Origin of the sequence: Stenotrophomonas sp. 364 (assembly GCF_009832905.1) — a bacterium.
Lineage (GTDB): Bacteria > Pseudomonadota > Gammaproteobacteria > Xanthomonadales > Xanthomonadaceae > Stenotrophomonas > Stenotrophomonas maltophilia_AP.
Genome location: NZ_CP047135.1, coordinates 2493171 through 2518069, shown reverse-complemented (window position 1 = coordinate 2518069; position 24899 = coordinate 2493171). Strand labels below are relative to the sequence as shown.

General features: G+C 67.1%; 20 protein-coding genes. 8 read left to right on the top strand and 12 right to left on the bottom strand.

What is annotated here, in order from left to right:
- Window positions 1-151 precede the first annotated feature (151 nt).
- From GQ674_RS11450 to GQ674_RS11440, 3 genes are all read left to right on the top strand, one after another.
- The gene (locus GQ674_RS11450) at window positions 152-5128 is read left to right on the top strand and encodes an NAD-glutamate dehydrogenase domain-containing protein (protein ID WP_159497178.1); all 4977 of its coding nucleotides are present in this window, start codon (window positions 152-154) and stop codon (window positions 5126-5128) included.
- A gap of 441 nt (window positions 5129-5569) precedes the next feature.
- Window positions 5570-6340 (top strand): NAD kinase, encoded by a 771-nt coding sequence (locus tag GQ674_RS11445; protein ID WP_159497177.1) that lies wholly within the window; start codon window positions 5570-5572, stop codon window positions 6338-6340.
- 79 nt (window positions 6341-6419) lie between these two features.
- Window positions 6420-7367, top strand: coding sequence for a 5'-nucleotidase (locus GQ674_RS11440; RefSeq protein WP_128096738.1), 948 nt, complete (start codon window positions 6420-6422; stop codon window positions 7365-7367).
- Between the two features lie 74 nt (window positions 7368-7441).
- Here the strand turns inward: GQ674_RS11440 and GQ674_RS11435 are convergent, their stop codons facing one another.
- The 12 genes from GQ674_RS11435 to asnS form a co-directional block, all read right to left on the bottom strand.
- Window positions 7442-8020 carry a DUF2939 domain-containing protein gene (locus tag GQ674_RS11435; RefSeq protein WP_128096739.1) on the bottom strand — a complete coding sequence of 193 codons (579 nt, stop codon included), beginning with the start codon at window positions 8018-8020 and terminating at the stop codon, window positions 7442-7444.
- A 63-nt stretch (window positions 8021-8083) separates the two neighbouring features.
- The gene (locus tag GQ674_RS11430) at window positions 8084-9070 is read right to left on the bottom strand and encodes an aldo/keto reductase (RefSeq protein WP_159497176.1); all 987 of its coding nucleotides are present in this window, start codon (window positions 9068-9070) and stop codon (window positions 8084-8086) included.
- Window positions 9071-9075: 5 nt separating this feature from the next.
- The gene (locus tag GQ674_RS11425; RefSeq protein ID WP_159497175.1) at window positions 9076-9762 is read right to left on the bottom strand and encodes a DUF2461 domain-containing protein; all 687 of its coding nucleotides are present in this window, start codon (window positions 9760-9762) and stop codon (window positions 9076-9078) included.
- Window positions 9759-11198, bottom strand: a complete 1440-nt coding sequence (sbcB, locus tag GQ674_RS11420) for an exodeoxyribonuclease I (protein WP_159497174.1) — start codon at window positions 11196-11198, stop codon at window positions 9759-9761. The genes GQ674_RS11425 and sbcB overlap by 4 nt, the downstream gene beginning before the upstream one ends.
- Complete coding sequence (locus GQ674_RS11415; RefSeq protein ID WP_201290273.1) at window positions 11198-12562, bottom strand: FAD-dependent monooxygenase; 1365 nt, start codon at window positions 12560-12562, stop codon at window positions 11198-11200. The genes sbcB and GQ674_RS11415 overlap by 1 nt, the downstream gene beginning before the upstream one ends.
- Before the next feature lie 38 nt (window positions 12563-12600).
- Entirely contained in the window at window positions 12601-13878 is a 1278-nt protein-coding gene (gene kynU, locus GQ674_RS11410) for a kynureninase (RefSeq protein WP_159497172.1), read from the bottom strand.
- A 725-nt stretch (window positions 13879-14603) separates the two neighbouring features.
- Entirely contained in the window at window positions 14604-15131 is a 528-nt protein-coding gene (locus tag GQ674_RS11405) for a 3-hydroxyanthranilate 3,4-dioxygenase (RefSeq protein WP_159497171.1), read from the bottom strand.
- A gap of 26 nt (window positions 15132-15157) precedes the next feature.
- On the bottom strand, window positions 15158-15820 hold the full coding sequence (can, locus tag GQ674_RS11400) for a carbonate dehydratase (protein WP_159497170.1): 663 nt from the start codon (window positions 15818-15820) through the stop codon (window positions 15158-15160).
- Window positions 15821-15896: 76 nt separating this feature from the next.
- On the bottom strand, window positions 15897-16532 hold the full coding sequence (locus tag GQ674_RS11395; RefSeq protein WP_159497169.1) for an FMN-binding negative transcriptional regulator: 636 nt from the start codon (window positions 16530-16532) through the stop codon (window positions 15897-15899).
- A gap of 6 nt (window positions 16533-16538) precedes the next feature.
- Window positions 16539-16853, bottom strand: coding sequence for a hypothetical protein (locus GQ674_RS11390; RefSeq protein WP_159497168.1), 315 nt, complete (start codon window positions 16851-16853; stop codon window positions 16539-16541).
- On the bottom strand, window positions 16850-17155 hold the full coding sequence (locus GQ674_RS11385; protein WP_159497167.1) for a hypothetical protein: 306 nt from the start codon (window positions 17153-17155) through the stop codon (window positions 16850-16852). Before GQ674_RS11385 ends, GQ674_RS11390 begins: the two co-directional genes overlap by 4 nt.
- Window positions 17156-17178: 23 nt before the next feature.
- Entirely contained in the window at window positions 17179-18573 is a 1395-nt protein-coding gene (asnS, locus tag GQ674_RS11380; RefSeq protein ID WP_128096421.1) for an asparagine--tRNA ligase, read from the bottom strand.
- A gap of 129 nt (window positions 18574-18702) precedes the next feature.
- On the opposite strand from asnS, the gene GQ674_RS11375 reads away from it, so the two are divergent.
- From GQ674_RS11375 to smc, 5 genes are all read left to right on the top strand, one after another.
- Window positions 18703-19041, top strand: a complete 339-nt coding sequence (locus GQ674_RS11375; RefSeq protein ID WP_038687654.1) for an iron-sulfur cluster assembly accessory protein — start codon at window positions 18703-18705, stop codon at window positions 19039-19041.
- A 167-nt stretch (window positions 19042-19208) separates the two neighbouring features.
- Window positions 19209-19646, top strand: a complete 438-nt coding sequence (gene rpsF / locus GQ674_RS11370; protein WP_038687655.1) for a 30S ribosomal protein S6 — start codon at window positions 19209-19211, stop codon at window positions 19644-19646.
- A gap of 11 nt (window positions 19647-19657) precedes the next feature.
- Window positions 19658-19888 (top strand): 30S ribosomal protein S18, encoded by a 231-nt coding sequence (gene rpsR / locus GQ674_RS11365; protein WP_002804494.1) that lies wholly within the window; start codon window positions 19658-19660, stop codon window positions 19886-19888.
- 151 nt (window positions 19889-20039) lie between these two features.
- Window positions 20040-20492 carry a 50S ribosomal protein L9 gene (gene rplI, locus GQ674_RS11360; protein WP_128096425.1) on the top strand — a complete coding sequence of 151 codons (453 nt, stop codon included), beginning with the start codon at window positions 20040-20042 and terminating at the stop codon, window positions 20490-20492.
- A gap of 898 nt (window positions 20493-21390) precedes the next feature.
- On the top strand, window positions 21391-24894 hold the full coding sequence (gene smc / locus GQ674_RS11355) for a chromosome segregation protein SMC (RefSeq protein WP_159497166.1): 3504 nt from the start codon (window positions 21391-21393) through the stop codon (window positions 24892-24894).
- The last annotated feature ends 5 nt before the right edge of the window (window positions 24895-24899 follow it).

Below are 24899 nucleotides of genomic sequence, written 5' to 3'. Positions count from 1 at the left end.
CCCACGCCAACGTCCGTACCCGTGCGGATTGACCATCGCGACGTAAACGCCACCCAACCCGAATCACCTTATTCCGTCCTGCAGCAAGGTATTTTTGTGCGGTAGGCCTACAATTTCATTTTCCCAACTGAGCAACACGCACCGCTCCGTCATGAAATCGCAGAAACCAGCAGCCAAGACCGTGAAAAACAAATCCAAACCAGCCGATACGCAGACTGTTTCGCCAGTGGGCTTCTCGCTGGAGCCGGTGTACACGGCCTTGCGCAAGCGCTACCCGGCGGCCGGGCAGGCCGAGGCCGTCGCATTTGCCGCCGACTTCTACAAGCGCATGGAGGCGGACGAGTTCCCGCACCACACCGCGGAGGAGTGGGCCGCCCTGGCGGCCGACACGCTGGAGTTCGCCCGCGTGCGCAAATCCGGCAAGGCCAATGTGCGTGTGTTCAACCCGACCCTGAAGGGCAACGGGTGGGAGTCGCCGCATACGGTGCTGCAGATCGTCAATGACGACATGCCGTTCCTGGTCGACACGGTGACCATGTCGCTGGCCGAGCATGGCATCGGCGTGCACGTGCTGGGCCACCCGGTGATCCGCTTCGCGCGCGACAAGGCCGGCAAGCTGAGCGGTGTCAGCGACGGCAATGCCGAATCGGTGATGCTGCTGGAAATCGACCGCCAGCCGGCCGAAGCCATGGCCGACGTCGAGCAGGCGATCGTCAAGGCGCTGGACGAGGTGCGTGCCATCGTCGGCGACTGGGACGCGATGCGCAGCAAGGCCAAGAGCCTGGCCGACGACCTCGGCACCCGCCAGCTGCCGATCGATGCGGCTTCGCGCGCCGAAGCACAGGAATTCCTGCGCTGGGCCGCCGACAACCACTTCACCTTCTTCGGCTACCGCGAATACCGCGTGGAGAAGCAGGGCAAGGAAGACGTGCTGGCGCCGCTCAACGAGACCGGCCTGGGCCTGATGCGCGGCAAGGACAAGTCCGCCGCCCGTCCGGTCAAGACCCTCGCTGCGCAGGGCCTCAACGCCACCACCGGGTTGAAGGACGCGCTGATCCTGACCAAGACCAATGCCCGTTCGCGCGTTCACCGCGCAGGCTACATGGACTACATCGGCGTGCTGGAATTCGACGCCAAGGGCAAGATCATCGGCGAGCAGCGCTTCCTGGGCCTGTTCACCTCCAGCGCCTACAACCGCCGCCCGTGGGAAATCCCGCTGGTGCGGCAGCGCCACGAATATGTCATGAGCCACTCCGGCCTGGCGCCGAGCAGCCATAGCGGCAAGGCCCTGCGCCACATCCTGGAAACCCTGCCGCGCGAAGAACTGTTCCAGTCCAGCGAGGACGAACTGTTCCGCACCGCCATGGGCGTGCTGGGCCTGCAGGAGCGCGTGCGCAGCCGCCTGTTCCTGCGCCGCGACAAGTACAGCCGTTTCATCTCCGCGCTGGTCTACCTGCCGCGCGAACGCTTCAACACCGACGTGCGCCTGCGCATCGAAGCGATGCTCAAGGACGCCCTGCAGGGCGAGTACGTGGACAGCTCGGTGGTACTGGGTGAGTCGCCGCTGGCCCAGGTGCACCTGATCGTGCGCCCGAAGGCTGGCCAGACCCTTGAAGTGGACACCAGCGCGCTGGAACAGAAGCTGGCCCAGGTGCTGCGCAACTGGCAGGACGACCTGCGCGAAGCGCTGGTGGCCCGCCATGGTGAAAGCGAAGGCCTGCGCATTGCGGCCCGAATCGGCAAGGCCCTGCCGGCCGGTTACATCGAAGACTCCAGCACCGAGATCGCGGCCAACGACGTCAGCCAGCTCGACGCGCTGACCGGTCCGGACGACCTGCGCCTGAGCCTGCAGGCCGTGCAGCGCGAAGGCGGCGATGGCCTGCGCCTGAAGCTGTACCGCCAGCTGGACGACATTCCGCTGTCGGACGCGCTGCCGATGATGGAAAACATGGGCCTGCGCGTGATCGCCGAGCGTCCATACCGTCTCACGGTGGACAACGCGCCCGTGTACGTGCAGGACTTCGAAGTGGAATCGGTAGCCGGTGCGATCGACGCTCCGAGCGTCGATGCCGCCTTCGGTGAAACCTTCGCCCGCGTGTGGCACGGCGATGCCGAGAACGACGGCTTCAACCGCCTGGTGCTGGCCGCTGGCCTGCATTGGCGCCAGGTGGCGATGCTGCGTGGTTACTGCAAGTACCTGCTGCAGACCGGCGTGCCGTTCTCGCAGGCCTATGTGGAAGGCACCTTCACCCGCTACCCGCTGCTGGCCCGCCTGCTGGTGGAACTGTTCGAAGCCCGCTTCGACCCGGCAACCGGCCACGAGAGCAAGGACGCCATCGCCGAGGGCCAGGCCCAGCTGCGCGAGCACCTGACCGTGCTGGCCGGCGGCGACGAGGCCACCCTGAAGGTGCTCAAGACCGTGGTCGATGCCCGCAAGGGCGACCGCACGGCACAGATGGATGCCGCGCGCGACGCGCTTCTGAAGCTGATGGACCGCGTCTCCAGCCTGGATGAAGACCGCATCCTGCGCAGCTTCATGGGCGTGATCGACGCCACCCTGCGGACCAGCTACTACCAGACCGATGCCAACGGCCAGCACGGCCATGTCATCAGCTTCAAGTTCGATTCGGCGCTGGTGCCGGACCTGCCCAAGCCGCGTCCGTACCGCGAAATCTTCGTGTACGGCCCGCGCGTGGAAGGCACCCACCTGCGCTTCGGCGCGGTGGCCCGTGGTGGCCTGCGCTGGTCGGACCGTCGCGAAGACTTCCGTACCGAAGTGCTGGGCCTGGTCAAGGCGCAGATGGTCAAGAACACGGTCATCGTGCCGGTCGGCGCGAAGGGCGGCTTCTTCGCCAAGGTACCGCCGGCCAGCGGCGACCGGGATGCGGTGTTCGCCAACGGCGTGGCCTGCTACAAGCTGTTCATCCAGGGCCTGCTGGACATCACCGACAACATCGTCAACAACAAGATCGTGCCGCCGGTGGACGTGGTCCGCCACGACATGGACGACCCGTACCTGGTGGTGGCGGCCGACAAGGGCACCGCGACCTTCTCCGACATCGCCAATGGCCTGGCCATCGCGCATGGCTTCTGGATGGGCGATGCGTTCGCCTCCGGTGGCTCGGTCGGTTACGACCACAAGGGCATGGGCATCACCGCGCGCGGTGCGTGGGAGTCGGTCAAGCGCCACTTCCGTGCGCTGGGCCGTGACAGCCAGAGCCAGGATTTCACCGCGGTCGGCGTGGGCGACATGTCCGGCGACGTGTTCGGCAACGGCATGCTGCTGTCGCGCCACATCCGCTTGGTCGCCGCGTTCGATCACCGCCACATCTTCCTGGACCCGAACCCGGATGCGGCCACGACCTTCGTCGAGCGCGAGCGTCTGTTCACCGTGCCGCGATCCAGCTGGGCCGATTACGATGCCAAGCTGATCAGCAAGGGCGGCGGCGTATACCCGCGCAGCCTGAAGTCGATCGAGATCACCCCGCAGGTGCGTGAGGTGCTGGGCCTGGACGAGAACGTCAAGGCGATGTCGCCCAACGACCTGATGAGCGCCATCCTCAAGGCCCCGGTGGACCTGCTGTGGAACGGCGGCATCGGCACCTACGTCAAGGCCGCCAGCGAGCAGCACAGCGATGTCGGCGACCGCGCCAACAACGCGCTGCGCGTCAATGGCGGCGAGTTGCGCTGCAAGGTGGTGGGCGAGGGCGGCAACCTGGGCATGACCCAGCTGGGCCGTATCGAAGCGGCCCAGGCCGGCGTGCTGCTCAACACCGACTTCATCGACAACTCGGCCGGTGTGGACACCTCCGACCACGAAGTCAACATCAAGATCCTGCTCAATGATGTGGTGCGGGCCAAGAAGCTGACCGTTGAACAGCGCAACAAGCTGCTGGCGTCGATGACCGACGAAGTGGCCGCGCTGGTGCTCAACGACAACTACCGCCAGAACCAGGCCCTGAGCCTGATGGAGCGGATGGCGGTCAAGCGCCTGGGCTCCAAGCAGCACTTCATCCGCACGCTGGAGCAGCAGGGCCTGCTGGATCGCCAGATCGAGTACCTGCCCTCCGATGCGGAGCTGTCGGCACGCAAGGCGCGCGGCCAGGGCCTGACCCGTCCGGAACTGTCGGTGCTGCTGTCCTACTCCAAGCTGGTTGCGTTTGCCCAACTGCTGGATTCGGACATCCCGGAAGATCCGTACCTGTCCAAGGAGCTGCAGCGTTACTTCCCGACGCCGCTGCAGAAGAAGTATGCCGATGCGATGGAGCGTCACCGCCTGAAGCGCGAAATCATCGCCACGGCCGTGACCAACCAGACCATCAACCGGATGGGCGCCACGTTCCTGATGCGTATGCAGGAAGACACCGGCCGCAGCGTGGCCGAGGTCGCCAAGGCCTACACGATCAGCCGTGAAACGCTGGACGCACGTGCCCTGTGGGCACAGATCGATGCGCTCGACGGCACGCTGCCGGAATCGGTGCAGATCGATGCGCTGGAAGTGATCTGGAAGCTGCAGCGTTCGTTCGTGCGCTGGCTGCTGTCGCGCCCGGGCACGATGCCGGGCATCACCGAGGCGGTGAACCGCTACCAGGCCGCCTTCAATGACATCCGCGTGGCATCGGGCGTGCTGCCCGATTCGCAGCGCCCGGCTTACGAGGCGAGCGTGGCCGAGTGGAAGGAAAAGGGCCTGCCGCCGGCACTGGCACAGCAGCTGTCCGAGCTGCAGTTCCTGGAACCGGCGTTCGACATCATCGAACTGGCCCGGACCCGCAAGCTGAAGCCGGTGGACGTGTCCAAGATCCACTTCCGCCTGGGCGACGCCCTGCAGCTGCCGTGGTTGTTCGAGCAGATCGACGCGCTGGAGGTCAACGGCCGTTGGCATGCAGTGGCGCGTGGCGTGCTGCGCGACGAGTTGGCCGCCCACCATCGCAACCTGGCTGCCCAGGTGCTGTCGATGAAGGGCAGCAGCGCCGAAGCCAAGGTGGCGGCCTGGATCGGCCGTGACGACAGCAGCCTGCGCTTCACCCTGTCGATGCTGGCCGAACTGGCCGAGCAGAAGACCCTGGACTACCCGACCGTCTCGGTCGCGGTGCAGCGCCTGGGTCAGCTGGCCGCGCATGGTGCGTAAGCATGGTGCGTGAGCGCATTCGCGCTGACGCCCCACGGTTTGCTTTGCAAACCGTGGGGCCCATGCAAACGATGCTTCCAGACTCCCGCGCCTTCGGCGCGCCCCCCTGACTCAGGGGGGCTCTGCTCCAGGCGCGTGCCTGGCACGTGCATGAAAACCAACGGCCCCGCTCACGCGGGGCCTTTTTTGTTTGGTTGTTTGGCTTGGTGCGGCAAAGGCGAACGGCAGCGCGTGCCGTTTGCTCCTGGGCTGGGCGGGGCTGTGTGGGTTCACGGGACACGCCGCAAGTACGTCCTTGTAGGCTCCGCCACCGCATCCATGCGGTGGAGGGTCCCGTGAACCCACACCCCCCGGCCCAGCCCAGGAACAAAGAGCGACGGCTGCTTTGCCGTGGTGCGGCAGGTATGCTCTGTGCAACAAACTGCCGCACCGGATCCACCGATGAGCGCTTCCCCCCGTATCGCCTTCCTGGCCAGCAACACCGAGCCCGCGCAGCAGGCGCTGGCGCAGATGCTGGCCCGCTATGGCGATTGCACGCCCGAGCAGGCCGATGTGCTGTGCCCGCTGGGGGGCGATGGCTTCATGCTGCAGACCCTGCATCGGCATGCCGCGCTCGGCAAGCCGGTGTTCGGCATGAAGCTGGGCACGGTCGGGTTCCTGATGAACCAGTTCCGTGACGAGGACCTCCCGGCCCGCCTCGCGGCGGCCGAGCCCGCGCACCTGCGGCCGCTGGAGATGCTTGCACTGACCGAGTCGGGCACCACCACCGGCTCGCTTGCCTACAACGACGTCTCGCTGCTGCGCCAGACCCGCCAGGCCGCGCATATCGGCGTGGATCTCAATGGCCAGGAGCGCGTGGCCGAACTGATCGGTGACGGCGTGCTGGTGGCCACCCCGGCTGGCAGCACCGCCTACAACTATTCCGCGCATGGACCGATCCTGCCGCTGGGCTCGCATACCATCGCGCTGACCCCGCTGGCGCCGTACCGGCCGCGCCGGTGGCGCGGGGCGATCCTCAAGGCCGACACCGAGGTGCGCTTCCGCGTGCTCGACCCGTACAAGCGCCCGGTGAGTGTGACCGCTGACTCCCACGAAACCCGCGACGTGGTCGAAGTGACCATCCGCGAATCGCGCGAGCGCCGGGTCACCCTGCTGTTCGACCCCGAGCACAACCTGGAAGACCGGATCCTCAGCGAACAGTTCATGTTCTGAACGGGCCGGGCCGTCACAGCCATCCACTGTGGGACAATGGCTGGCCGGCCGCTGCGGCCGCATTGGATTGCTGAGTGCCATGGGCGACAACACCCCCCGTCTGCTGACCGTCGCGGTAACCTCGCGCGCGCTGTTCGATCTCGAAGAAGGCCATGCGCTGTTCGAGGCCGAGGGCGTGGATGCCTACGCCGAATACCAGCGCAAGCATGAGGACGACGTGCTGCGCCCGGGCGTGGCCTTCCCGGTGGTGCGCAAGCTGCTGGCGCTCAACCAGGGACAGTCGCCCGAACAACCACGGGTGGAAGTGATCCTGCTGTCGCGCAACTCGGCCGACACCGGTCTGCGCATCTTCAACTCGATCCAGCATTACGGCCTGGGCATCATCCGCGCCACCTTCACCGCCGGCGAGCCTACCTGGCCCTACGTGAAGCCGTTCGGCACCGACCTGTTCCTGTCGGCCAACCCCGAGTCGGTGCGCCGCGCGCTGTTGCACGGCATTGCCGCGGCCACCATCCTGCCCAAGCCGCCGGGCGAGACCATCGCCGCCGCCGAGCAGGTCGACCTGGGCCGGCCACTGGGCCAGCTGCGTATTGCCTTCGATGGCGACGCGGTGATCTTCGGCGACGAAAGCGAGCGCATCTCGCGCGAGCAGGGCGTGGAAGCGTTCGGCCGGCATGAGCGTGAGAATGCGCGCGAGCCGCTCAGCGGCGGCCCGTTCCGCAACTTCCTGTCTGCCCTGCATACCCTGCAGGCGGTGTTCCCGTCGGGCGAGGATGCGCCGATCCGTACCGCGCTGGTGACCGCGCGTTCGGCGCCGGCACACGAGCGGGTCATCCGCACCCTGCGCGAGTGGGGCGTGCGCCTGGACGAGGCGCTGTTCCTGGGCGGGCGGCACAAGGGGCCGTTCCTGGAAGCGTTCGGCGCGGACATCTTCTTCGACGATTCGCAGCACAACATCGACAGCGCCCGCCAGCACCAGAGCGTGGCCGCCGGGCACGTACCCCACGGCGTCGCCAACGACGGGTAGGTCATGACCGTGGGCCATGGCCGGAGGCATTTGGCGCACCCACCCACCTCAACGCACCTGCCAACGGGCGGTCCCTACCGGATGGGGAGGCCTGTCGGCTGTTGGGGCGCGTCGTCCGATAGTGGCAGGCGGATGTCCACCAGCTTCCAGCGCAGCCCGAAGCGCTGCAGGACGAACACGATGGGCGCGCCGCTGGCGGTATGCGTGGTGGCGGTGAAGCGCGACAGCGATTCGAAATGGTGCTCGGCGCCCCGCAGCGGGCGCGGCTTGCGCGGCGCGGCGTAGGCGTCGTTGCTTTCCAGGTCGTTGCTGGCCCGTTTCCACAAGGTGTGGCCTTCCAGCAGTGCGCCGATGCCGGTGGGCGTGGCCATCGCATCCACGGCGGTCCCGGTCAGCTTCTCGCTGGCCGACAGCAGCAGCGCACCCAGCAGGTTGGACTGCACCTCCGGGCCGGCCTGGCGCACCACATAGTCGTTGAGCTGGGCGCGCAGGTTGGCGCGCAGCAGCGGGAAGTCGACGTAGCGGTCCAGCTTGGCGGTGTCGCGGGTTTCGATGGCCTGGGCCAGGCCGCGCACGGTCAGGTAGGGCCCGCTGAAAAACAGGCCTGCCAGCACCAGCAGCAGGGCCAGCAGCAACCACGGAAGTTTCTTCATCGATCCGGTACCTGCAGGAGACTGCCCCGAGCTTGCCGCAGCGCCGGTGGAGAAGTGTGAACGCTACTGGCTGGGCGAGCTGCCGGCGCGCTGGAACGCGGCCACCAGCCGCGCCCGTTCGTCGGGCTGCAGCGCGTCCACGCGGGTGTCCAGGATCTGGTCGAGGTTGCCCACCCGGGTCGTGCCCAGCACGCCACTGGCGATGCCCGGGTTCTGCAGCACGTAGGCAAACGCGGTCTGCCCGGGCAACTGCGAGTGCACGCTGGCCACTGCCTTCCGCAGGGTGCGCGCGCTGCGCATCAGCTGGCGGCTGGAGGGCTTCAGCCACGCACGCGCCAGGTACCAGGCGTCGGCCAGCCGCGGCAACCGCACCCGCGCCGGCAGCAGGTGGCCCTGGGCCAGCACGGTGCCGGCCAGCACGCCGATGCCCGCCGCGTGCATGGCGGCGATCAGCGGTTCGCGGTCCTGCTGCAGCACGTTGTAGTCGATCAGCGCCACGTCGAACAGGGTGGGGTGGTCGGCAATGTGCTGCATGATCGCGCCGGTATGGGTGTTGATCCCCAGCAGGCGGAACATGCCGTTGCGGCGCATGCGCTCCAGCGCGGTGAGCAGTTCGTCGCTCAGTTCGTGCAGGCCGATGCCGTGCAGCTGGAAGATGTCCAGGTGGTCGCAGTGCAGGTTGCGCAGCGAGGCGGCGCAGCTGCGCTCGATGTTCGCCGGCGAAAAGTCGCGTTGCTCGGCGCCGCTGATGCCGGCCTGGCCGGTCAGCGTGCCGGCCTTGCTGGAAATCACCAGCCCGTCGCGCGGGTGGCTGGCATAGGCGCGCTGCAGGATGCGGCCCAGCCGTGGCTCGGCGTTGAACGCCGAATAGTTGTGGCCGGTGTCGAACAGGTTCACGCCGCGCTCCAACGCGCGGCGCACGATGCGTTCGGCCTGGCCTTCGGCGAACCGATGGTTGCCCCAGAAGCCGGAGCAGCCCAGCGCCACCTGCGATACCTGCAGGCCGCTGCGCCCCAGCGGGCGCGTCGGAATGGCGGTATGCGTGGGCATGGTGCTCAGAATTCCAAGTCCAGCGCCGCGCACAGGTAGTCCACGAACGGCCCCAGCGTGACCAGGTCCGCCGCGATGGTCTGGCGCAGGCGCGGGCCGGTCATCACCGCATCGTCGAGCGAGCGCCAGAACACCCAGTTGCGGTGCTTGAGGTCGTCGATGAATTCGAAGTCGGGCTCGAAGCCCCGCGGTGGGCGCACCAGCTTTTCGCTCTCCTCGAAGTCGAACTTCCTGCGCAGCACGGGCGAATGCGCGGCCGCCTTCCAGCTGCCCGGGTTGTCGACGATGAAGTGCCGCACCTTGCGCTGGGTGGCCGGCTCGGGATGCCACAGCCCGGCACCGACGAAGCTCTCGCCGGGTTGCAGGTGGATGTAGAACGACGGGGCCGGTACCTGCTTGCGGCGCTCATGGAACAGCCGCGCGCCCTGCCAGCTCTTGTACGGCGACTTGTCGTTGGAGAAGCGCGCGTCGCGGTAGATGCGGAACAGCGAACCGCCGACGCCACGCGGGTCGGCGCGGAAATGCTCGCTGACCGCGGCCAGGTCCGGTTGCAGGTCGGCGATCAGGCGCAGGAACGGCTGACGCACGTGCTCTTCGTACTGCGGCTTGTGTTCGTTGAACCAGGTCTTGTCGTTGTTGCGGGCCAGGCCGCGCAGGAAGGTAAAGCTCTTCGGGTTGAAATACGTGCTCACAGGCTCTGCTCCAGGTGGGTGCCCCAGTCGCGCAGCTGCTGCAGCAGGGCGAGCCTGGCCGGATCGGCGGCATGCTCGGTGGCCAGTGCGTCCAGCTGCGCGCGGAACTGCGGCAGGGTCTGCTCGCCCAGCGCGGTGTCGCCAAGCAGGCGCTGGCGACGGTAATCGTTCCAGCGTGAGCGTTCGGTCGCATCCAGGGTCTGCGGGTGGTTGCGCGCGCGGTAGCGGAACAGCAGCTCGGGCATGCGCGGGTCGCGCAGGCGCTCAGCGTAGCTGGCCAGTTCGGCCGGCGGGCTGGTGCGGATACGGGTCATCAGCGCCTTGTCGCCGTCGGCCAGGAAGCCGTCATAGAGCGAGGCGTCCACGTCGCTGGGGGGCAGCACGCGCTCGCCGCCGAACACCTGGCGCACCTTCTCGGCCAGGGTCGGGCCCAGCTCGCGCAGGCGGGCGGCCTTGGCCTCGATCGCTGCCGGGTCGATGCCCAGGCGTGCGTGATCGGCCGGGCGCAGATGGTTCCAGGCCACCAGTGCTGGCACCTTGTTGAGGTGCACTTCCTTGAGCGGCACGCGCTGCTCGCCTTCGGCCAGGTCGGCGGCGCGGGTGTAGAGGCGCGCGGCGAGGGTCTCGGCCGGCAGTTCCAGCAGCGCGTCGATGTCGCCGTCCAGGTCGAGCGCGATGATGCGGTTGTTGATGTACGGGTGGCGGGCCAGCGGCAGCACCGGGGCGGCGCACATGCGCTGGGCCGGGTAGCGCATCGAAATGTGCAGCACCGGCTGCAGGGCGTCCACGTCGAGCAGGCTGGCCACGAAGCGCTTGTCGCGCAGCTTCAGTGCGTAGTCCCACAAGCGCGGCTGGGCCTGCTTGAACAGGCGCGCCAGGCCGATGGTGGCGTGCACGTCCGACAGCGCTTCGTGGGCGTCGCCCTGGCGGACGTTGTTGGCGGTGGCCAGGTGCTCGAGCTTGAACGAGGTGGCGCCATCTTCGCGCTGCGGCCACACCACGCCCTCCGGACGCAGCGCATGCAGCAGCCGCATCATGTCCAGCAGGTCCCAGCGCGAATTGCCGTTGCGCCACTCGCGCTCATACGGGTCGTAGAAGTTGCGGAACAGCCCGTGGCGCACGAACTCGTCGTCGAAGCGCAGCGTGTTGTAGCCCAGCGAGCAGGTGGCCGGGCGCGCCATCAGGTCGTTGATGCGCGCGAACGCCTCGGCTTCGCTGACGCCGGCGGCCAGCGCATGCTGCGGGGTGATGCCGGTGATCAGGGTGGCCACCGGCGAAGGCAGGAGGTCATCGGCGGGCTTGACGTAGAAGCTGACCGGTTCGTCGATGATGTTTAGGTCGGCGTCGGTGCGGATCGCGGCGAACTGCGCGATGCGTGTACGACGCGGGTCCTGGCCGAAGGTTTCCAGGTCGTAGAACAGGAAGCTGTCAGCCATCAGTGCGCGCCCTCCAGCACGGGCAGCTGCGCATGCACGATGCGCTCCAGGGCGGCCCAGTCGATGTGGTCCAGGCTGTCGTGCCCGGCGGTGGCATCTTCGAGGATGCGACGCTGCAGTTCGGTGCGCGCATGCGCTACCGCATACGGTGTGTGCAGGAAAGTCACCATGGTGTAGTGCGGCACGAAACGCGTGGGCCAGCGCGCCTGCAGGGCCTGTTCCAGTTCACGCTGGAGCAGGAAGGCCGGGTCGGCGACGCGGTCGCGCATTTCCAGGTAGTTGTCCAACGCCATCTGCTGGATCGCTTCGGCGTTGGGCTTGCGGTCGGCCTCGAAGGCGGCAAAGGCTGCCGCCAGCGTGTCCTGCTGGAGCAGGTGGCCGGCCAGCGCCACGCAGTCTTCAAACGCGCAGTTCATGCCCTGGCCGTGGAAGGGCACCATCGCGTGCGCGGCGTCGCCGAGCAGCACGGCGCGGCCGTGCAGGTGCCAATGTTTGAGGTGCAGCGTGCCGAGCAGGCCGGGCGGGTGTTCTTCCCAGTCGCGGCGCAGGTTGGGGATCAGGGCCAGCGCATCGGGGAAGTCGCGTGCGAACAGCGCTTCGGCCTCGGCACCGGTGGTGGTGGTGGCAAAGCTCGGGTCGCCTTCGTTGGGCAGGAACAGGGTGACGGTGAAGGTGCCTTCGTCATTGGGCAGCGCAATGCACATGTAGTGCCCGCGCGGCCAGATGTGCAGCGCGTTGGCTTCGATGCGGAAGCCACCGTCGGCGGTGGGCGGGATCTCCAGTTCCTTGTAGGAGTGGTCGAGGAACTCGGTGCGCTCGTCCAGCGGCTGCTTGCGGTTCATCGCCGCGCGCAGCGCCGAGCCGGCCCCGTCGGCACCGATCAGGGTGTCGAACCGGATGTCGTGCGGCTGGTCGTCGCGGTCGTCGATGAAACGGGCATAGCCGGCATCGAAATCGACGGTGTGCAGGCGGCGGTGGAAATGCACCTGCGCACCGGCATCTTCGGCCAGCTGCAACAGCGTGGTGTTGAGGTCCTTGCGGTGGATCGACCAGATCACTTCGCTGTCGTCGCGGCCGTAGCGTTGCAGCTGCGGCTCGCCCTGGCGCGGGTGCACCATGCGCCCGCGCATCATCACCGCCTTGGCCATGACCGCGTCTTCGACCCCGGCCTGGCGCAGCGCATTGCGGCCGCGTTCGGCCAGGGCCAGGTTGATCGAGCGTCCCGACTCGTAGTCGCTGATGCGCGGGTCGCCGCGACGTTCGTACAGGGTGATCCGCCAGCCTTGGCGGGACAGCAGGATGGCGAGCAGGGAGCCGGCCAGGCCAGCGCCGATGATGCTCAGCGAGCGGGAAGGGGGTGCGATCACATCGATGTCCGTGGGGGCGGGGAGGGCGGGGATGATTACAGCCCTGCCCAGGCGTCCACTTCGTCGACGAAGTGGTGCAGGTCCTGGTAACGGTTGTAGAGCGGCGTGGGCGAGATGCGGATGACGTCCGGTTCCCGCCAGTCACCGAGCACGCCGACGGTCTGCAGGTATTCGAACAGGCTGCGGCCACGCTCGCGCCCCCCTACCACGCGCAGCGAGAGCTGGCAGCCGCGGCGGTCCGGCTCGCTGGGGGTGAGCACCTCCAGCACGCCGGTCAGGCGGGCGCGCACCAGCGCGTCGAGCAGGCCGGTCAGGCGCAGCGACTTTTCGCGCAGGGCAGCGATGCCACCGGCCTTGTCGACGACGTCGAGCGCGGCGCGTAGCGGGGCCAGGCCGAGCACGGGCGGGTTGCTGAGCTGCCAGCCTTCGGCGCCGACGGCGGGCACGAACTGCGGGGCCATCTTGAAGCGGGTGGCTTCCTCGTGGCCCCACCAGCCGGCGAAGCGCGGCAGGCTGGTGTCGCGGTGGTGGCGTTCGTGCACGAAGCAGCCGGCCACGGCGCCGGGGCCGGCGTTGAGGTATTTATAGTGGCACCAGACGGCGAAGTCGGGGGCGATGTCGTGCAGCTGCAGGGGTACGTTGCCGACCGAGTGGGCTAGGTCGAAGCCGACGCGGGCGCCCTGCAGGCGGGCCATGCGGGTGATGGCATCAAGGTCGAAGACCTGGCCGCTGCGGTACTGCACGCCGGGCCACAGGACCAGCGCCAGGCGCGGGCCGTGTTCGGTGATGGCACGCTCGATGGCCTGCAGTGAAATGGTGCCGTTGGGTTCGTCGGGCTGGACTTCGATAAGGTCGGTGGCCGGGTCGAAGCCGTGGAAGCGGATCTGCGATTCGACGGCGTGGCGGTCGGTGGGGAACGCGCCGGCTTCGATGAGGATGGCGGGGCGCTCGCGGCTGGGCCGGTAGAAGCTGACCATCATCAGGTGCAGGTTGACGCTGAGGGTGTTCATGGCGACCACTTCGCTGGGCAGCGCGCCGACGATGCGGGCGAGCTGTTCGCTGACGAGGCGGTGGTAGCGCAGCCACTGGGTATCACCGGTGAAGTGGCCTTCGACGGCGAGGCTGGCCCATTTGTCCATGACGTCCTGGACCGCGGCCCGGGCGCCGCGCGGTTGCAGGCCAAGCGAGTTGCCGACGAAGTAGGTCTGGTCGCGGTGGTTGTGCTGGGGGAAGACGAACTCGCTGCGCAGGGTGCGCAGTGGGTCGGCGGCGTCCAGGGCAACAGCGTGGGTGCGGCTGAGAAGTTCGGACATGGTGCAACCAGCGGTGACAGTGACGGACAGTTTATCCGTGTGGTGGGGGCGTGGGCTGAATCCGGTGGTTGGGGTGGTTTTTGTTTTTTCGAGGCGTGCGGCAAGTGCGACGGCGACGGCAACGGCAACGGCAACGGCAACGGCAACGGCAACGGCAGCGGCAACGGCAACGGCAGCGGCAACGGCAACGGCAGAAGCGGGGTGGCTGTGCGGTGGGTGGGCCGGCGCGGTGCGGGTGGGTGGCCGGGACACGCCGTAAATCCGTCCGTGGAGGCTCCGCCACCGCATCCATGCGGTGGAGGGTCCCGGCCACCCACCCGCACCACGCCCTGACACAGGGTCGGTGCGCACGGGAAACGCGGGTAATGCCGTGGCGAAGTGGGGTGATGCGGGTGATGCGGGTGATGCGGGTGAAGCGGGTGAAGCGGGTGAAGCGGGGTAGTGCGGGATGAGGCGGCATGGCGCGGGGCAATGCGGGGTCATGCGGAGTGATGCGGGGCGACGCGGGGTGTCGTCGGGACACGCTGGTAGAGCCGACCGTTGGTCGGCTGCTCTCCGCTCAGCGGTCATGCTGCCATCGAACGACGCAGGGCTATCGGCCGTCGATCGAGGATGGTCCCTGCCAGGGTCGAGGTGACGCGGGGCCACGTGACGTCACCCGGGGGTAGAGCCGACCGTTGGTCGGCTGCTTTCAGCGCAAACGCGCGCGTGCAGCTCGGCGCTTCTCAATCCTCAACCGCAACAGCCCCCGGCAACGGGTCCACATGCCCGCAGGCCTCACACGTGCGCATCTCCACCGATGCCTGGTACCGCGCAAACACTTTCGGCAGGTCCGTTTCGATGTTTTCCAGCGCGAAGAATTCTTCGTACAGTTTGTGGTTGCAGCGTTCGCAGAACCACAGCAGGCCGTCGCGTTCGTGGGCGAGGCGCTTGCGCTCCACTACCAGTCCCACGCCGCCGGGCGGGCGGCGCGGGGAATGCGGCACCTTGCCCGGCAGCAGGAAAATCTCGCCCGCGCGGATCGGAATGTCGCGCACGGCGCCGTCTTCCTGCACCTTCAGCACCATCTCGCCTTCGAGCTGGTAGAACCACTCCGGGCCTTCGTCGTAATGGTAGTCCGTCCGGCTGTTCGGTCCGCCCACCACCATCACGATGAAGTCCCCGTTCTCGATCATCTTGTTGCCCACCGGCGGCTTCAGCAGGTGCCGGTGTTCTTCGATCCAGCCCAGCAGGTTGATCGGCATGGGGAGCATGGTGCGATGTCCGTAGTGGGGAAGGGTCAGTCGCGCTTGCCGCGGCGCGGTACGTGCGCCAGCGCCCGCTCGTAGGCTGGCTGCAGGTCTTCCGGTGCGCCCACGTCGATGCCCATTTCGCGCACCCGGCCGTCCTTCAGGCTGTAGACCCAGCCGTGCACCATCAGCTTCTGCCCGCGCGCCCAGGCGTCCTGCACGATCGTCGACCGGCAGGCATTCACCACCTGCTCGATCACGTTCAGTTCGCACAGCCGCGCATGCTTCAGCTCCGGCTCTTCGATCGCGTCCATGATCGCGGCATGCTTCTGCGCCACATCGCCCACGTGCCGCAGCCAGTTGTCGGCCAGGCCCACGCGCGTGTTGTTCAGGCTGGCGTGTACGCCGCCGCAGCCGTAATGGCCCACGATCAGGATGTGTTTCACCTTCAGCTGGTCCACCGCGTACTGGATCACGCTCAGGCAGTTGAGGTCGGTGTGCACGACCACGTTGGCGACGTTGCGGTGCACGAACACTTCGCCCGGCGCCATCCCGATGATCTGGTTGGCCGGCACGCGCGAATCCGAGCAGCCGATCCACAGGTATTCCGGATGCTGCTGCTTGGCCAGCTGGTGGAAGAAGTCGGGGTCTTCCTTCTCGATCCGGTCCGCCCATTCGCGGTTGTTCTGCAGCAGCTTGTGGATGTCTTTCATGGGGCAGGTGTCCCTGACGTGAGGTGGGGGCAAGGCGCGGCCAGCCTGGCCGCAACGTCGCGGAAAACGGGGAGGGTCAGCCGGCGGCGTCGCCGTCGCGGCGCCAGCGCATCCACTGCGCCAGCTCGCGGGAAGCCGGGGCGTCCAGCGTCGACAGCGCGTCGATCACGCTGCGCTGGTTCGCCTCCGGGTGGTTCTGGCTCAGTTTGAGCTTGATCTGTACCTGGGCCGGCCGGAAGCGGAAGCCGACGATGCCGGCCAGCATGCGCTGCTGGCGCGGCTCGATCGGCAGCAGGTCCCAATCGCCGCCCACCGTGCCTTCGTAATGCATGCTCAGTGCGTCCAGCATCGCCACCAGCGCGTCCGGGTCGGTGACCGGCTCCAGCACGCCGCGCAGTTCGGCCGCGGCATAGTTCCAGGTTGGCACGCGCGCCTGCGCGACCTTGTCCGGATACCAGCCCGGCGACACATACGCGTGCGGGCCGTTCACCAGCAGCGTGGCCGGGCCGGCGTGGCCGGCCTGCGGATTCGGTTTGGCCCAGTGGCCCTCGATCAGGATGCCGCCCGCACCACGCGTATACACCACCGGCAGGCGCGTGGCCTGCGGGTAGCCGTCGGCTCCGTTGGTCACGAGGGTGACGAACGCATCGCGCGCCAGCAGCCGGTCCAGCCAGATCAGATCGGTCTCGGCGAAGGCGGACGGAATGAACATCGTCGGTTACGCGCGGGCGCCCAGGCTCTGCACCATGCGGCCGTGCAGGTCGGCGTCGCTGGCGCCCTGCGGCGGCTGCACTTCATGCAGCGAGAAGCCGCGGATCAGCGCGTCTTCCTCGTCCAGCCCGTCATAGGAGACGAATTCGGCGTCGAACAGCTGCGAGCGCGCGGTGTCCTCGCTGTCGTAGCTGAGCGTGTTGCCGTCGCTGTCCAGCACTTCGGCGGTGCCCGCCGGGCGGACCCGCAGGCGGGCCCAGATCAGCGTGTTGCCCAGGCTGGCCAGGAACCACTCGTCGCGGTCGGGGGAGGTGTCGTTCATATCAGTACCATCGAAAGCAGCCAGAGCAGGGCAGCCATGCCCAGCCCGGCCAGCAGGGTCAGCAGCGATACCCAGGCCGGCGTTGCCAGCCCGGACAGCGCCCGGTCGGGGGTTTGCCGGTAATCACGGCCCAGCAGCCAGCGCAGCGCGTCCGGGCGCAGGAACGCGCCGTTGCCGAAGCGTTGCGCCAGCAGCGGGTGGCGGTCGCGGATGTGGACCAGGGTGAGCGGCCAGAAGATCACGAAGGCACTGAACCCGGCGATCGCCACGCCGACGAAGCACAGCGCGAAGAACAAGGTCATGGGTCAGTGCCTCCGTAGGTGGATCAGAACTCGGCGGTGCCCGGTGCGCGCGGGTAGGCGATCGCATCGCGGATGTTGCCCAGGCCGCAGACGTAGACCACCAGGCGCTCGAAGCCCAGCCCGAAGCCGGCGTGCGGCACCGAACCGTAGCGGCGGAAATCGCGGTACCAGCCGTAGTGTTCGCGGTCCAGGCCGAACTGCGCCATGCGCGCGTCCAGCACGTCCAGGCGCTCTTCGCGCTGGCTGCCGCCGATGATCTCGCCGATGCCCGGGGCCAGCACGTCCATCGCCGCAACGGTCTTGCCGTCGTCGTTCAGGCGCATGTAGAACGCCTTGATGTGCTCAGGGTAGTTGGTCACCACCACCGGGCGGCCGATGTGCTCCTCGGTCAGCCAGCGCTCGTGCTCGGTCTGCAGGTCCAGGCCCCACTCGACCGGGAAGTCGAACTTCTTGCCCGAGTTCTGCAGCAGCTTCACCGCCTCGGTGTAGTCGATCTGCTCGAACGGGGCATTGATGAAGGCCTCCAGCTTGGTGATCGCGTTCTTGTCCACGCGCTCGGCCAGGAACGCCAGGTCGTCGCCACGCTCGTCGAGCACCGCGCGGAACAGGTACTTCAGGAACTGCTCGGCCAGGCGCGCGTCTTCGGCCAGGTCGGCGAAGGCGATTTCCGGCTCGATCATCCAGAACTCCGCCAGGTGGCGGGTGGTGTTGGAGTTTTCGGCGCGGAAGGTCGGGCCGAACGTGTACACCTTGCTCAGGGCCAGGCAGTACGCCTCGACGTTGAGCTGACCGGACACGGTCAGGAAGGTTTCCTTGCCGAAGAAATCGCGGCTGAAATCGACCTCGCCCTTGTCGTTGCGGGGCAGGTTGGCCATGTCCAGGGTGGAGACCCGGAACATCTGGCCGGCGCCTTCGGCATCGGAGGTGGTGATGATCGGGGTGCTGATCCAGTTGAACCCGTTCTCGTGGAAGAAGCGGTGCACGGCCTGGGACAGGCAGTTGCGGATGCGGGTGACCGCGCCGAACAGGTTGGTGCGCGGGCGCAGGTGCGCCACTTCACGCAGGAACTCGGCGCTCATCGGCTTGGGCTGGATCGGGTAGGTCAGCGGGTCTTCGACCAGGCCGACGATCTCGATGCTGCTGGCCTGGATCTCGAAGGACTGGCCCTTGCCCTGCGACTTGACCAGGGTGCCGCGGGCGATCACCGAGCAGCCGGGGGTGAGGGCCTTGATCGCGTCGAAGTTGTCCAGGGTGTCATTGGCCACCACCTGGATGGGGGCAAAGCAGGAGCCATCGGTGACATTGACGAAGGCCAGTGCTGCCGACCCACGCACCGTACGCACCCAACCGCGTACGGTTGCCTCGCCGCCTTCCGGGATCTTCCCGGCAAGCGCATGTTCAACGCTGACCACCGTCATGACTTGAATCCTCTATTGATCGACTCGATCTCTGAACGAGGAGTTTAACGGGTGCAGCGTTCTGCTTGCGAGGCATTTTTAGCCGCCGTGGACTCCTATAATGACCCCGATCCGCTGGAGTTGCCTGTCATGGCTGTAAGCCTTACCCCTGTTGCCTTTGCCCGTGTGCAGAAGTTCGTCGCCCAGACCCCGGGCGCGCTGGGCCTGCGTTTCGGCGTCACCCGTACCGGTTGTTCGGGCTGGGGCCACATCACCGACCTGGCCCGCGACGAGCGCCAGGGCGACACCGTGTTCGAGCAGGACGGGGTGCGCATCTACGTGGATGCCGACAGCCTGGGCCTGGTCGACGGCACCGAGATCGACTTCGGCAAGCACGGGCTGAGCGAGACGTTCACGTTCAGGAACCCGAACGCCACCGCCGAATGCGGCTGCGGCGAGAGCTTCACCACCGAAGCCGACAAGGCCTGATCCGGGCCGCGGCGGGGCGGCTGGCCCCGCTGCTGCTTGCCTGCGGGCGCTGCTGCTGCCATACTTTGCGGCTTCCTGCCTGATTCCGGGCAGGACCCTTGCCCCACCGCGTTCATCTGCGGGGGGCTGTCCGGCCCCAAAGGGCCACATCCGAAAGGTAAAAACACATGAGTCGTCATTACGAAGTCGTGTTCCTGGTCCATCCGGACCAGAGCGAACAGGTCCCGGCCATGATCGAGCGCTACAAGGCGCTGGTCGAGAACGGCAACGGCACCATCCACCGTCTGGAAGACTGGGGCCGTCGTCAGCTGGCCTACCCGATCCAGAACCTGGTGAAGGCCCACTACGTCATGCTCAACATCGAGTGCGACCAGGCCGTGCTGAGCGAGCTGGTGGAGAGCTTCCGCTTCAACGACGCCGTGCTGCGCAACCTCGTCATCAAGCGTGACGAAGCCGACACCGAGCAGTCGCTGATCATGAAGAGCAAGGACGAGAAGGGTGACAAGCCCGAGCGTGGCGAGCGTCGTCGTCGTGATGACGAAGAAGGTGAAACCACCCCCGCCGCTGACACCGATGCCGGCGAAGACGCCGCTTCGGCCGCTTAAGGAGCACTGACATGTCCAAGTTCTTCCGTCGCCGCAAGTTCTGCAAGTTCACGGCCGAAGGTGTCAAGGAGATCGATTACAAGGATCTCAACACCCTGCGCCAGTACCTGACCGAGAACGGCAAGATCGTGCCGAGCCGCGTCACCGGTACCAAGTCGAAGTACCAGCGCCAGCTGGCAACGGCCGTCAAGCGCGCCCGTTTCCTGGCCCTGATTCCGTACACCGACAACCACGACGTCTGATGAAAGCCGGCGGCTTCGGTCGCCGCTTTCGTGGACCTGGCCGCCCGCGCTGCAAAGCGTCGGGCGGTTTCACGGTCTACCGTTCGGATATTCGGACAGCCATCGCTGCGGGGCCACGCCTCGCTAACGAATACATATTTGGAGCTACACCATGAAGCTGATTCTTCTCCAGAAGGTCACCAACCTCGGCGGTCTGGGCGATCTGGTCGACGTGAAGCCGGGCTACGGCCGCAACTTCCTCGTCCCGACCGGCAAGGCCGTTCCGGCCACCGCCACCAACGTTGCCGAGTTCGAAGCCAAGCGCGCCGACTACGAAGCCAAGGCCCAGTCGATCCACGCTGACGCCGAAGCCCGCAAGGCACAGCTGGAAGGCAAGAGCGTCACCATCGCCGCCAACGCGTCGACGGAAGGCAAGCTGTACGGTTCGGTTGGCCCGCGCGACATCGCCGAAGCCTTCACCAAGGCCGGCCTGCCGCTGGAAAAGAGCGAAGTGATCCTGGGCGAAGGCGCCTTCCGCAACGTGGGCGAGTACGAGGTGACTGTTCACCTGCACGCCGACGTGGAAACCACCGTCAAGGTGGTTGTGGAAGCCGAAAAGGCCTGATTCCGGCCGAAAGGCTGGCGTCACCAGAACGGGTGCCCGCAAGGGTGCCCGTTTTTGTGTTTGGGGGTTGGTTTTTTAAAAGCTTAGAAGCTTGAAGCCAGATCAACGGCAGGTGCTGGCGCTTTGGTTCGTCCGGTGAGAGGGTGCCGGGTGGCCTTGGCCGGGACACGCCGTAAATCCATCCTTGGAGGCTCGTGGACGCCTTGCTCGTTTGTGCAGTCCTGCACAAACGGCAAGACCGGGGTTGGGCGTCCTGCCCAACCCGTCCGGCGCATGCGCCGCACCCATGGCGCCCAACGGTCCCGGCCAAGGCCACCCGACACCCTCTGCCAGTTTTTCCACCGCGGGCGGGTAGAGCCACGCCATGCGTGGCTGCTCTTCGTTCCTGCACCTCGATAGCCACGCATGGCGTGGCTCTACCCCTCAACTCACCCTTAACCCTGACGCTCCTTACCCGGGCGCTCCGGAACAAATCGCAGCGCAACGAAACGCCAGAAAGCCGGCTTCGGCACTTCCCCTGCGCACCGACCCACTATCGACGGTCGGGGTGGGCGGGGTCGCGGGACCGTTGGGCGCCATGGATGGCGCCCACGAGCCTCCAGGGATGGATTTACGGCGTGTCCCGCGACCCCGCCCACCCCGACCGCCCAGACGGAGCCAGCACGCAAAGGCTTTGGCTCCAGCTCCTGCTCTGGCCCCGGCTCCCGCCCTTCGCTTCTAACCAACCCCAACCCACCCCCACAGCCCGTGGAACACCCGCCCCGTTATACTCAGGCTATCGCGTCGCCCTTGGGGCCATTGAAATCCAGCAACATCAATGGCTTGAGGGTGGGAATCGCTCCGACATCCACCCTGGCGGGGGTCGCTTCAGGCCCTTGCCCCGGAAACCAATCCCGCCATGCGTCTGTCCACGATCAAGCTGTCCGGTTTCAAATCCTTCGTCGACCCGACCACCCTGCACCTGCCGACCAACATGACCGGCGTGGTGGGGCCCAATGGCTGTGGCAAGTCCAACATCATCGACGCCGTCCGCTGGGTCATGGGCGAAAGCTCGGCCAGCCGCCTGCGCGGTGACTCCCTCACCGACGTCATCTTCTCCGGCTCCTCCGCACGCAAGCCCGTGTCCCAGGCGACTGTCGAACTGATTTTCGACAACACCGACCACACCATCACCGGCGAGTACGCCTCCTTCAACGAAATCTCGGTCAAGCGCCAGGTCAGCCGCGACGGCAGCAGCAACTACTACCTCAACGGCACCAAATGCCGCCGCCGCGACATCACCGACCTGTTCCTCGGCACCGGCCTCGGCCCGCGCAGCTACTCCATCATCGAACAGGGCATGATCAGCCAGATCATCGAAGCCCGCCCCGAAGACCTGCGCGTGTACCTGGAAGAAGCCGCCGGCATCTCCAAGTACAAGGAACGCCGCAAGGAAACCGAAACCCGCATCCGCCACACCCGCGAAAACCTCGACCGCCTTGGCGACCTGCGCGAGGAAATCGGCAAGCAGCTCGAGCACCTCAAGCGCCAGGCGCGCCAGGCCGAGCAATACCAGGCCCTGCAGGAAGAGCGCCGGGTCAAGGATGCCGAGTGGAAGGCGCTGGAATACCGCGGCCTCGATGGCCGCCTCGGCGGCCTGCGCGAAGCGCTTTCGCAGGAAGAAACCCGCCTGCAGCAGTTCATCGCCGAACAGCGCGATGCCGAAGCCCGCATCGAAACCAGCCGCGTGCGCCGCGAAGAAGCCGCCGATGCGCTCAGCACCGCCCAGGCCGAGGTGTACCAGGTGGGCAGCACGTTGGCCCGCCTCGAACAGCAGATCCAGCACCAGCGCGAAATGTCGCAGCGCCTCAACAAGGCGCGCGATGAAGCCCAGCAGGCCCTGGCCGAACTGGGCCAGCACATCAGCGGCGACGAAGCCAAACTGATGGTCCTGCGCGACGCCGTGGACGAGGCCGAGCCGCGCCTGGAACAGTTGCAGGAAGAAAACGAAATCAAGCAGGAAGCCCTGCGTGACGCCGAGGCCCGCCTGGCCGACTGGCAGCAGCGCTGGGAAGCCCACACCCGCAGCACCTCCGAAGCCTCGCGCGCCGGTGAAGTCGAACGCACCCGCGTCGACTACCTCGACCGCCAGGTGCTGGAAGCCGACCGCCGCCGCGAAGCGCTGAGCGCCGAACGCGCCAGCCTGGACCTGGACGCGCTGGCCGAGGTGTTCGAAGAACTGCACCTGCAGCACCAGACCCAGAAAGAGGCGCTGGACGGCCTCAACGAGCAGGTTGAAGAACGCAAGCAGGCCGTGGCCGTCCTGCAGGACCGCCAGCGCACCGGGCAGACCGAATTGGCCGAGATCCGCAAGCAGGCCCAGGCCGCGCGCGGCCGCTTGTCGTCGCTGGAAACCCTGCAGCAGGCCGCGTTGGGCCAGGAGCAGGGCGCGGCGGTGGCGTGGCTGAAGGCGCGCGGGCTGGATTCGGGCGCGCGCGTCGGCGAACGCCTGACCGTGGAAAGCGGCTGGGAAAACGCCGTGGAAAGCGCGCTTGGCCAGTTGATCGAAGGCGTGCTGGTAGACGCCCCCGAACAGCTGGTGGCCGAACTGGCCGAGCTGGGCGAGGGCCGCATTGCGCTGGTCTCCGACAGCCAGGCGCCGCTCAGCGTGGCGCCGACCTCGCTGGCGGCCAAGGTGCAGGGCCCCTCCGCGATCCGCCGACTGCTGGCCCGGCTGCATGCCGCCGAAGACCTGGACGCCGCGCGCACCCTGCAGGCCACGCTGGACGAGGGCGACTCGGTCATCACCCGCGGTGGTGAGCGCCTGGGTGACGGCTGGGTGCGCGTCTCGCGCTCCGGCGCGGCCAAGCAGGGCGCGCTGCTGCGCGAGCGCGAGATTGTCACCCTGCGCGGTCAGATCGACACGTTGCAGGAGCGCGAGGCCGAACTGGAACAGCAGCTGTCCGCGTTCCGCGAGCAGCTGCTGGCCGGCGAACAACACCGCGAAGACGCGCAGCGGCAGCTGTACCAGGCCCATCGCAGCGTGTCCGAACTGGGTGGCCAGCTGCAGAGCCAGCAGGGCAAGGTAGAAGCGGCGCGGACCCGCATCGACCGCATTGAAGGCGAACTGCTGCAGCTGCAGGAAACCCTGGATACCGGTCGCGAACAGGTACGCGAGGCCCGTGCGCGGCTGGACGATGCGGTCACCAGCATGGGCGACCTGGAGGCGGTGCGTGCGGCGCTGGAAGGCGAACGTCGCCAGCTCACCGATGCCCGCGACCAGGCCCGTGACCAGGCCCGCAACGTGCGTGAGAGCGCGCATTCGTTGGCGTTGACGCTGGAATCGCAGCGCACCCAGATAGCCTCGCTGAGCCAGGCGCTGGAGCGCATGAGCATCCAGCGTGGCCAGCTCGACACGCGCCTGGGCGAGCTGCATTCGCAGCTGGACCAGGGCGATTCGCCCGTGCAGACCTTGCAGGCCGAGCACCAGAATGCCCTCAGCGAACGCGTGCGCGCCGACCGCGTACTGGGCGAAGCGCGCACCCTGCTGGACGGTATCGACGCCGAACTACGGAATTTTGAACAGACCCGCCACAAGCGCGACGAGCAGGCACTGGCCCAGCGCGAGCGCATCTCCCAGCGCAAGCTGGACCAGCAGGCGCTGGTGCTGAGCGCCGAGCAGCTGTCGGCGTCGGTGGAGAAGGCCGGCTTCGTGCTGCAGGACGTGATCAACACGCTGCCCGAAGACGCCCGCGTGACCGACTGGGAACAGACGGTGCACCAGATCGATGGCCGCATGCGCCGCCTGGAGCCGGTCAACCTGGCCGCCATCCAGGAATACGGCGAAGCGTCGCAGCGCTCGGAGTACCTGGATGCGCAGAACACCGACCTGACCACCGCGCTGGAAACCCTCGAAGACGCCATCCGCAAGATCGACCGTGAAACCCGCGGCCGCTTCAAGGACACCTTCGACCGCGTCAATGCCGGCGTGCAGCAGCTCTATCCGCGCCTGTTCGGCGGTGGCCATGCGTACCTGGAATTGACCGGTGAAGACCTTCTCGACACCGGTGTAGCCATCATGGCGCGGCCGCCTGGCAAGCGCGTGTCCAGCATCTCGCTGCTGTCCGGTGGCGAGAAGGCGATGACCGCGGTGGCGTTGGTGTTTGCGATCTTCCAGCTCAATCCGGCGCCGTTCTGCCTGCTGGACGAGGTGGACGCGCCGCTGGATGAAGCCAACGTCGGCCGCCTGGCCAACATGGTCAAGGAAATGAGTGAAAAGGTGCAGTTCCTGTTCGTCAGCCACAACAAGGCCACCATGGAAGCAGCGCACCAGTTGTCGGGCGTGACCATGCGCGAACCGGGCGTCAGCCGCCTGGTCAGCGTGGACCTGGAGGAGGCGGCACGATTGGCGGGCGCCGCCTGACGTGC

Bases quoted from the DNA above. Each gene is read 5' to 3' on its own strand.
- GQ674_RS11450 (WP_159497178.1), top strand. From the start codon at position 152: ATGAAATCGCAGAAACCAGCAGCCAAGACCGTGAAAAACAAATCCAAA.
- GQ674_RS11445 (WP_159497177.1), top strand. From the start codon at position 5,570: ATGAGCGCTTCCCCCCGTATCGCCTTCCTGGCCAGCAACACCGAGCCC.
- GQ674_RS11440 (WP_128096738.1), top strand. From the start codon at position 6,420: ATGGGCGACAACACCCCCCGTCTGCTGACCGTCGCGGTAACCTCGCGC.
- GQ674_RS11435 (WP_128096739.1), bottom strand. From the start codon at position 8,020: ATGAAGAAACTTCCGTGGTTGCTGCTGGCCCTGCTGCTGGTGCTGGCA.
- GQ674_RS11430 (WP_159497176.1), bottom strand. From the start codon at position 9,070: ATGCCCACGCATACCGCCATTCCGACGCGCCCGCTGGGGCGCAGCGGC.
- sbcB (WP_159497174.1), bottom strand. From the start codon at position 11,198: ATGGCTGACAGCTTCCTGTTCTACGACCTGGAAACCTTCGGCCAGGAC.
- kynU (WP_159497172.1), bottom strand. From the start codon at position 13,878: ATGTCCGAACTTCTCAGCCGCACCCACGCTGTTGCCCTGGACGCCGCC.
- GQ674_RS11405 (WP_159497171.1), bottom strand. From the start codon at position 15,131: ATGCTCCCCATGCCGATCAACCTGCTGGGCTGGATCGAAGAACACCGG.
- can (WP_159497170.1), bottom strand. From the start codon at position 15,820: ATGAAAGACATCCACAAGCTGCTGCAGAACAACCGCGAATGGGCGGAC.
- GQ674_RS11395 (WP_159497169.1), bottom strand. From the start codon at position 16,532: ATGTTCATTCCGTCCGCCTTCGCCGAGACCGATCTGATCTGGCTGGAC.
- GQ674_RS11390 (WP_159497168.1), bottom strand. From the start codon at position 16,853: ATGAACGACACCTCCCCCGACCGCGACGAGTGGTTCCTGGCCAGCCTG.
- GQ674_RS11385 (WP_159497167.1), bottom strand. From the start codon at position 17,155: ATGACCTTGTTCTTCGCGCTGTGCTTCGTCGGCGTGGCGATCGCCGGG.
- asnS (WP_128096421.1), bottom strand. From the start codon at position 18,573: ATGACGGTGGTCAGCGTTGAACATGCGCTTGCCGGGAAGATCCCGGAA.
- GQ674_RS11375 (WP_038687654.1), top strand. From the start codon at position 18,703: ATGGCTGTAAGCCTTACCCCTGTTGCCTTTGCCCGTGTGCAGAAGTTC.
- rpsF (WP_038687655.1), top strand. From the start codon at position 19,209: ATGAGTCGTCATTACGAAGTCGTGTTCCTGGTCCATCCGGACCAGAGC.
- rpsR (WP_002804494.1), top strand. From the start codon at position 19,658: ATGTCCAAGTTCTTCCGTCGCCGCAAGTTCTGCAAGTTCACGGCCGAA.
- rplI (WP_128096425.1), top strand. From the start codon at position 20,040: ATGAAGCTGATTCTTCTCCAGAAGGTCACCAACCTCGGCGGTCTGGGC.
- smc (WP_159497166.1), top strand. From the start codon at position 21,391: ATGCGTCTGTCCACGATCAAGCTGTCCGGTTTCAAATCCTTCGTCGAC.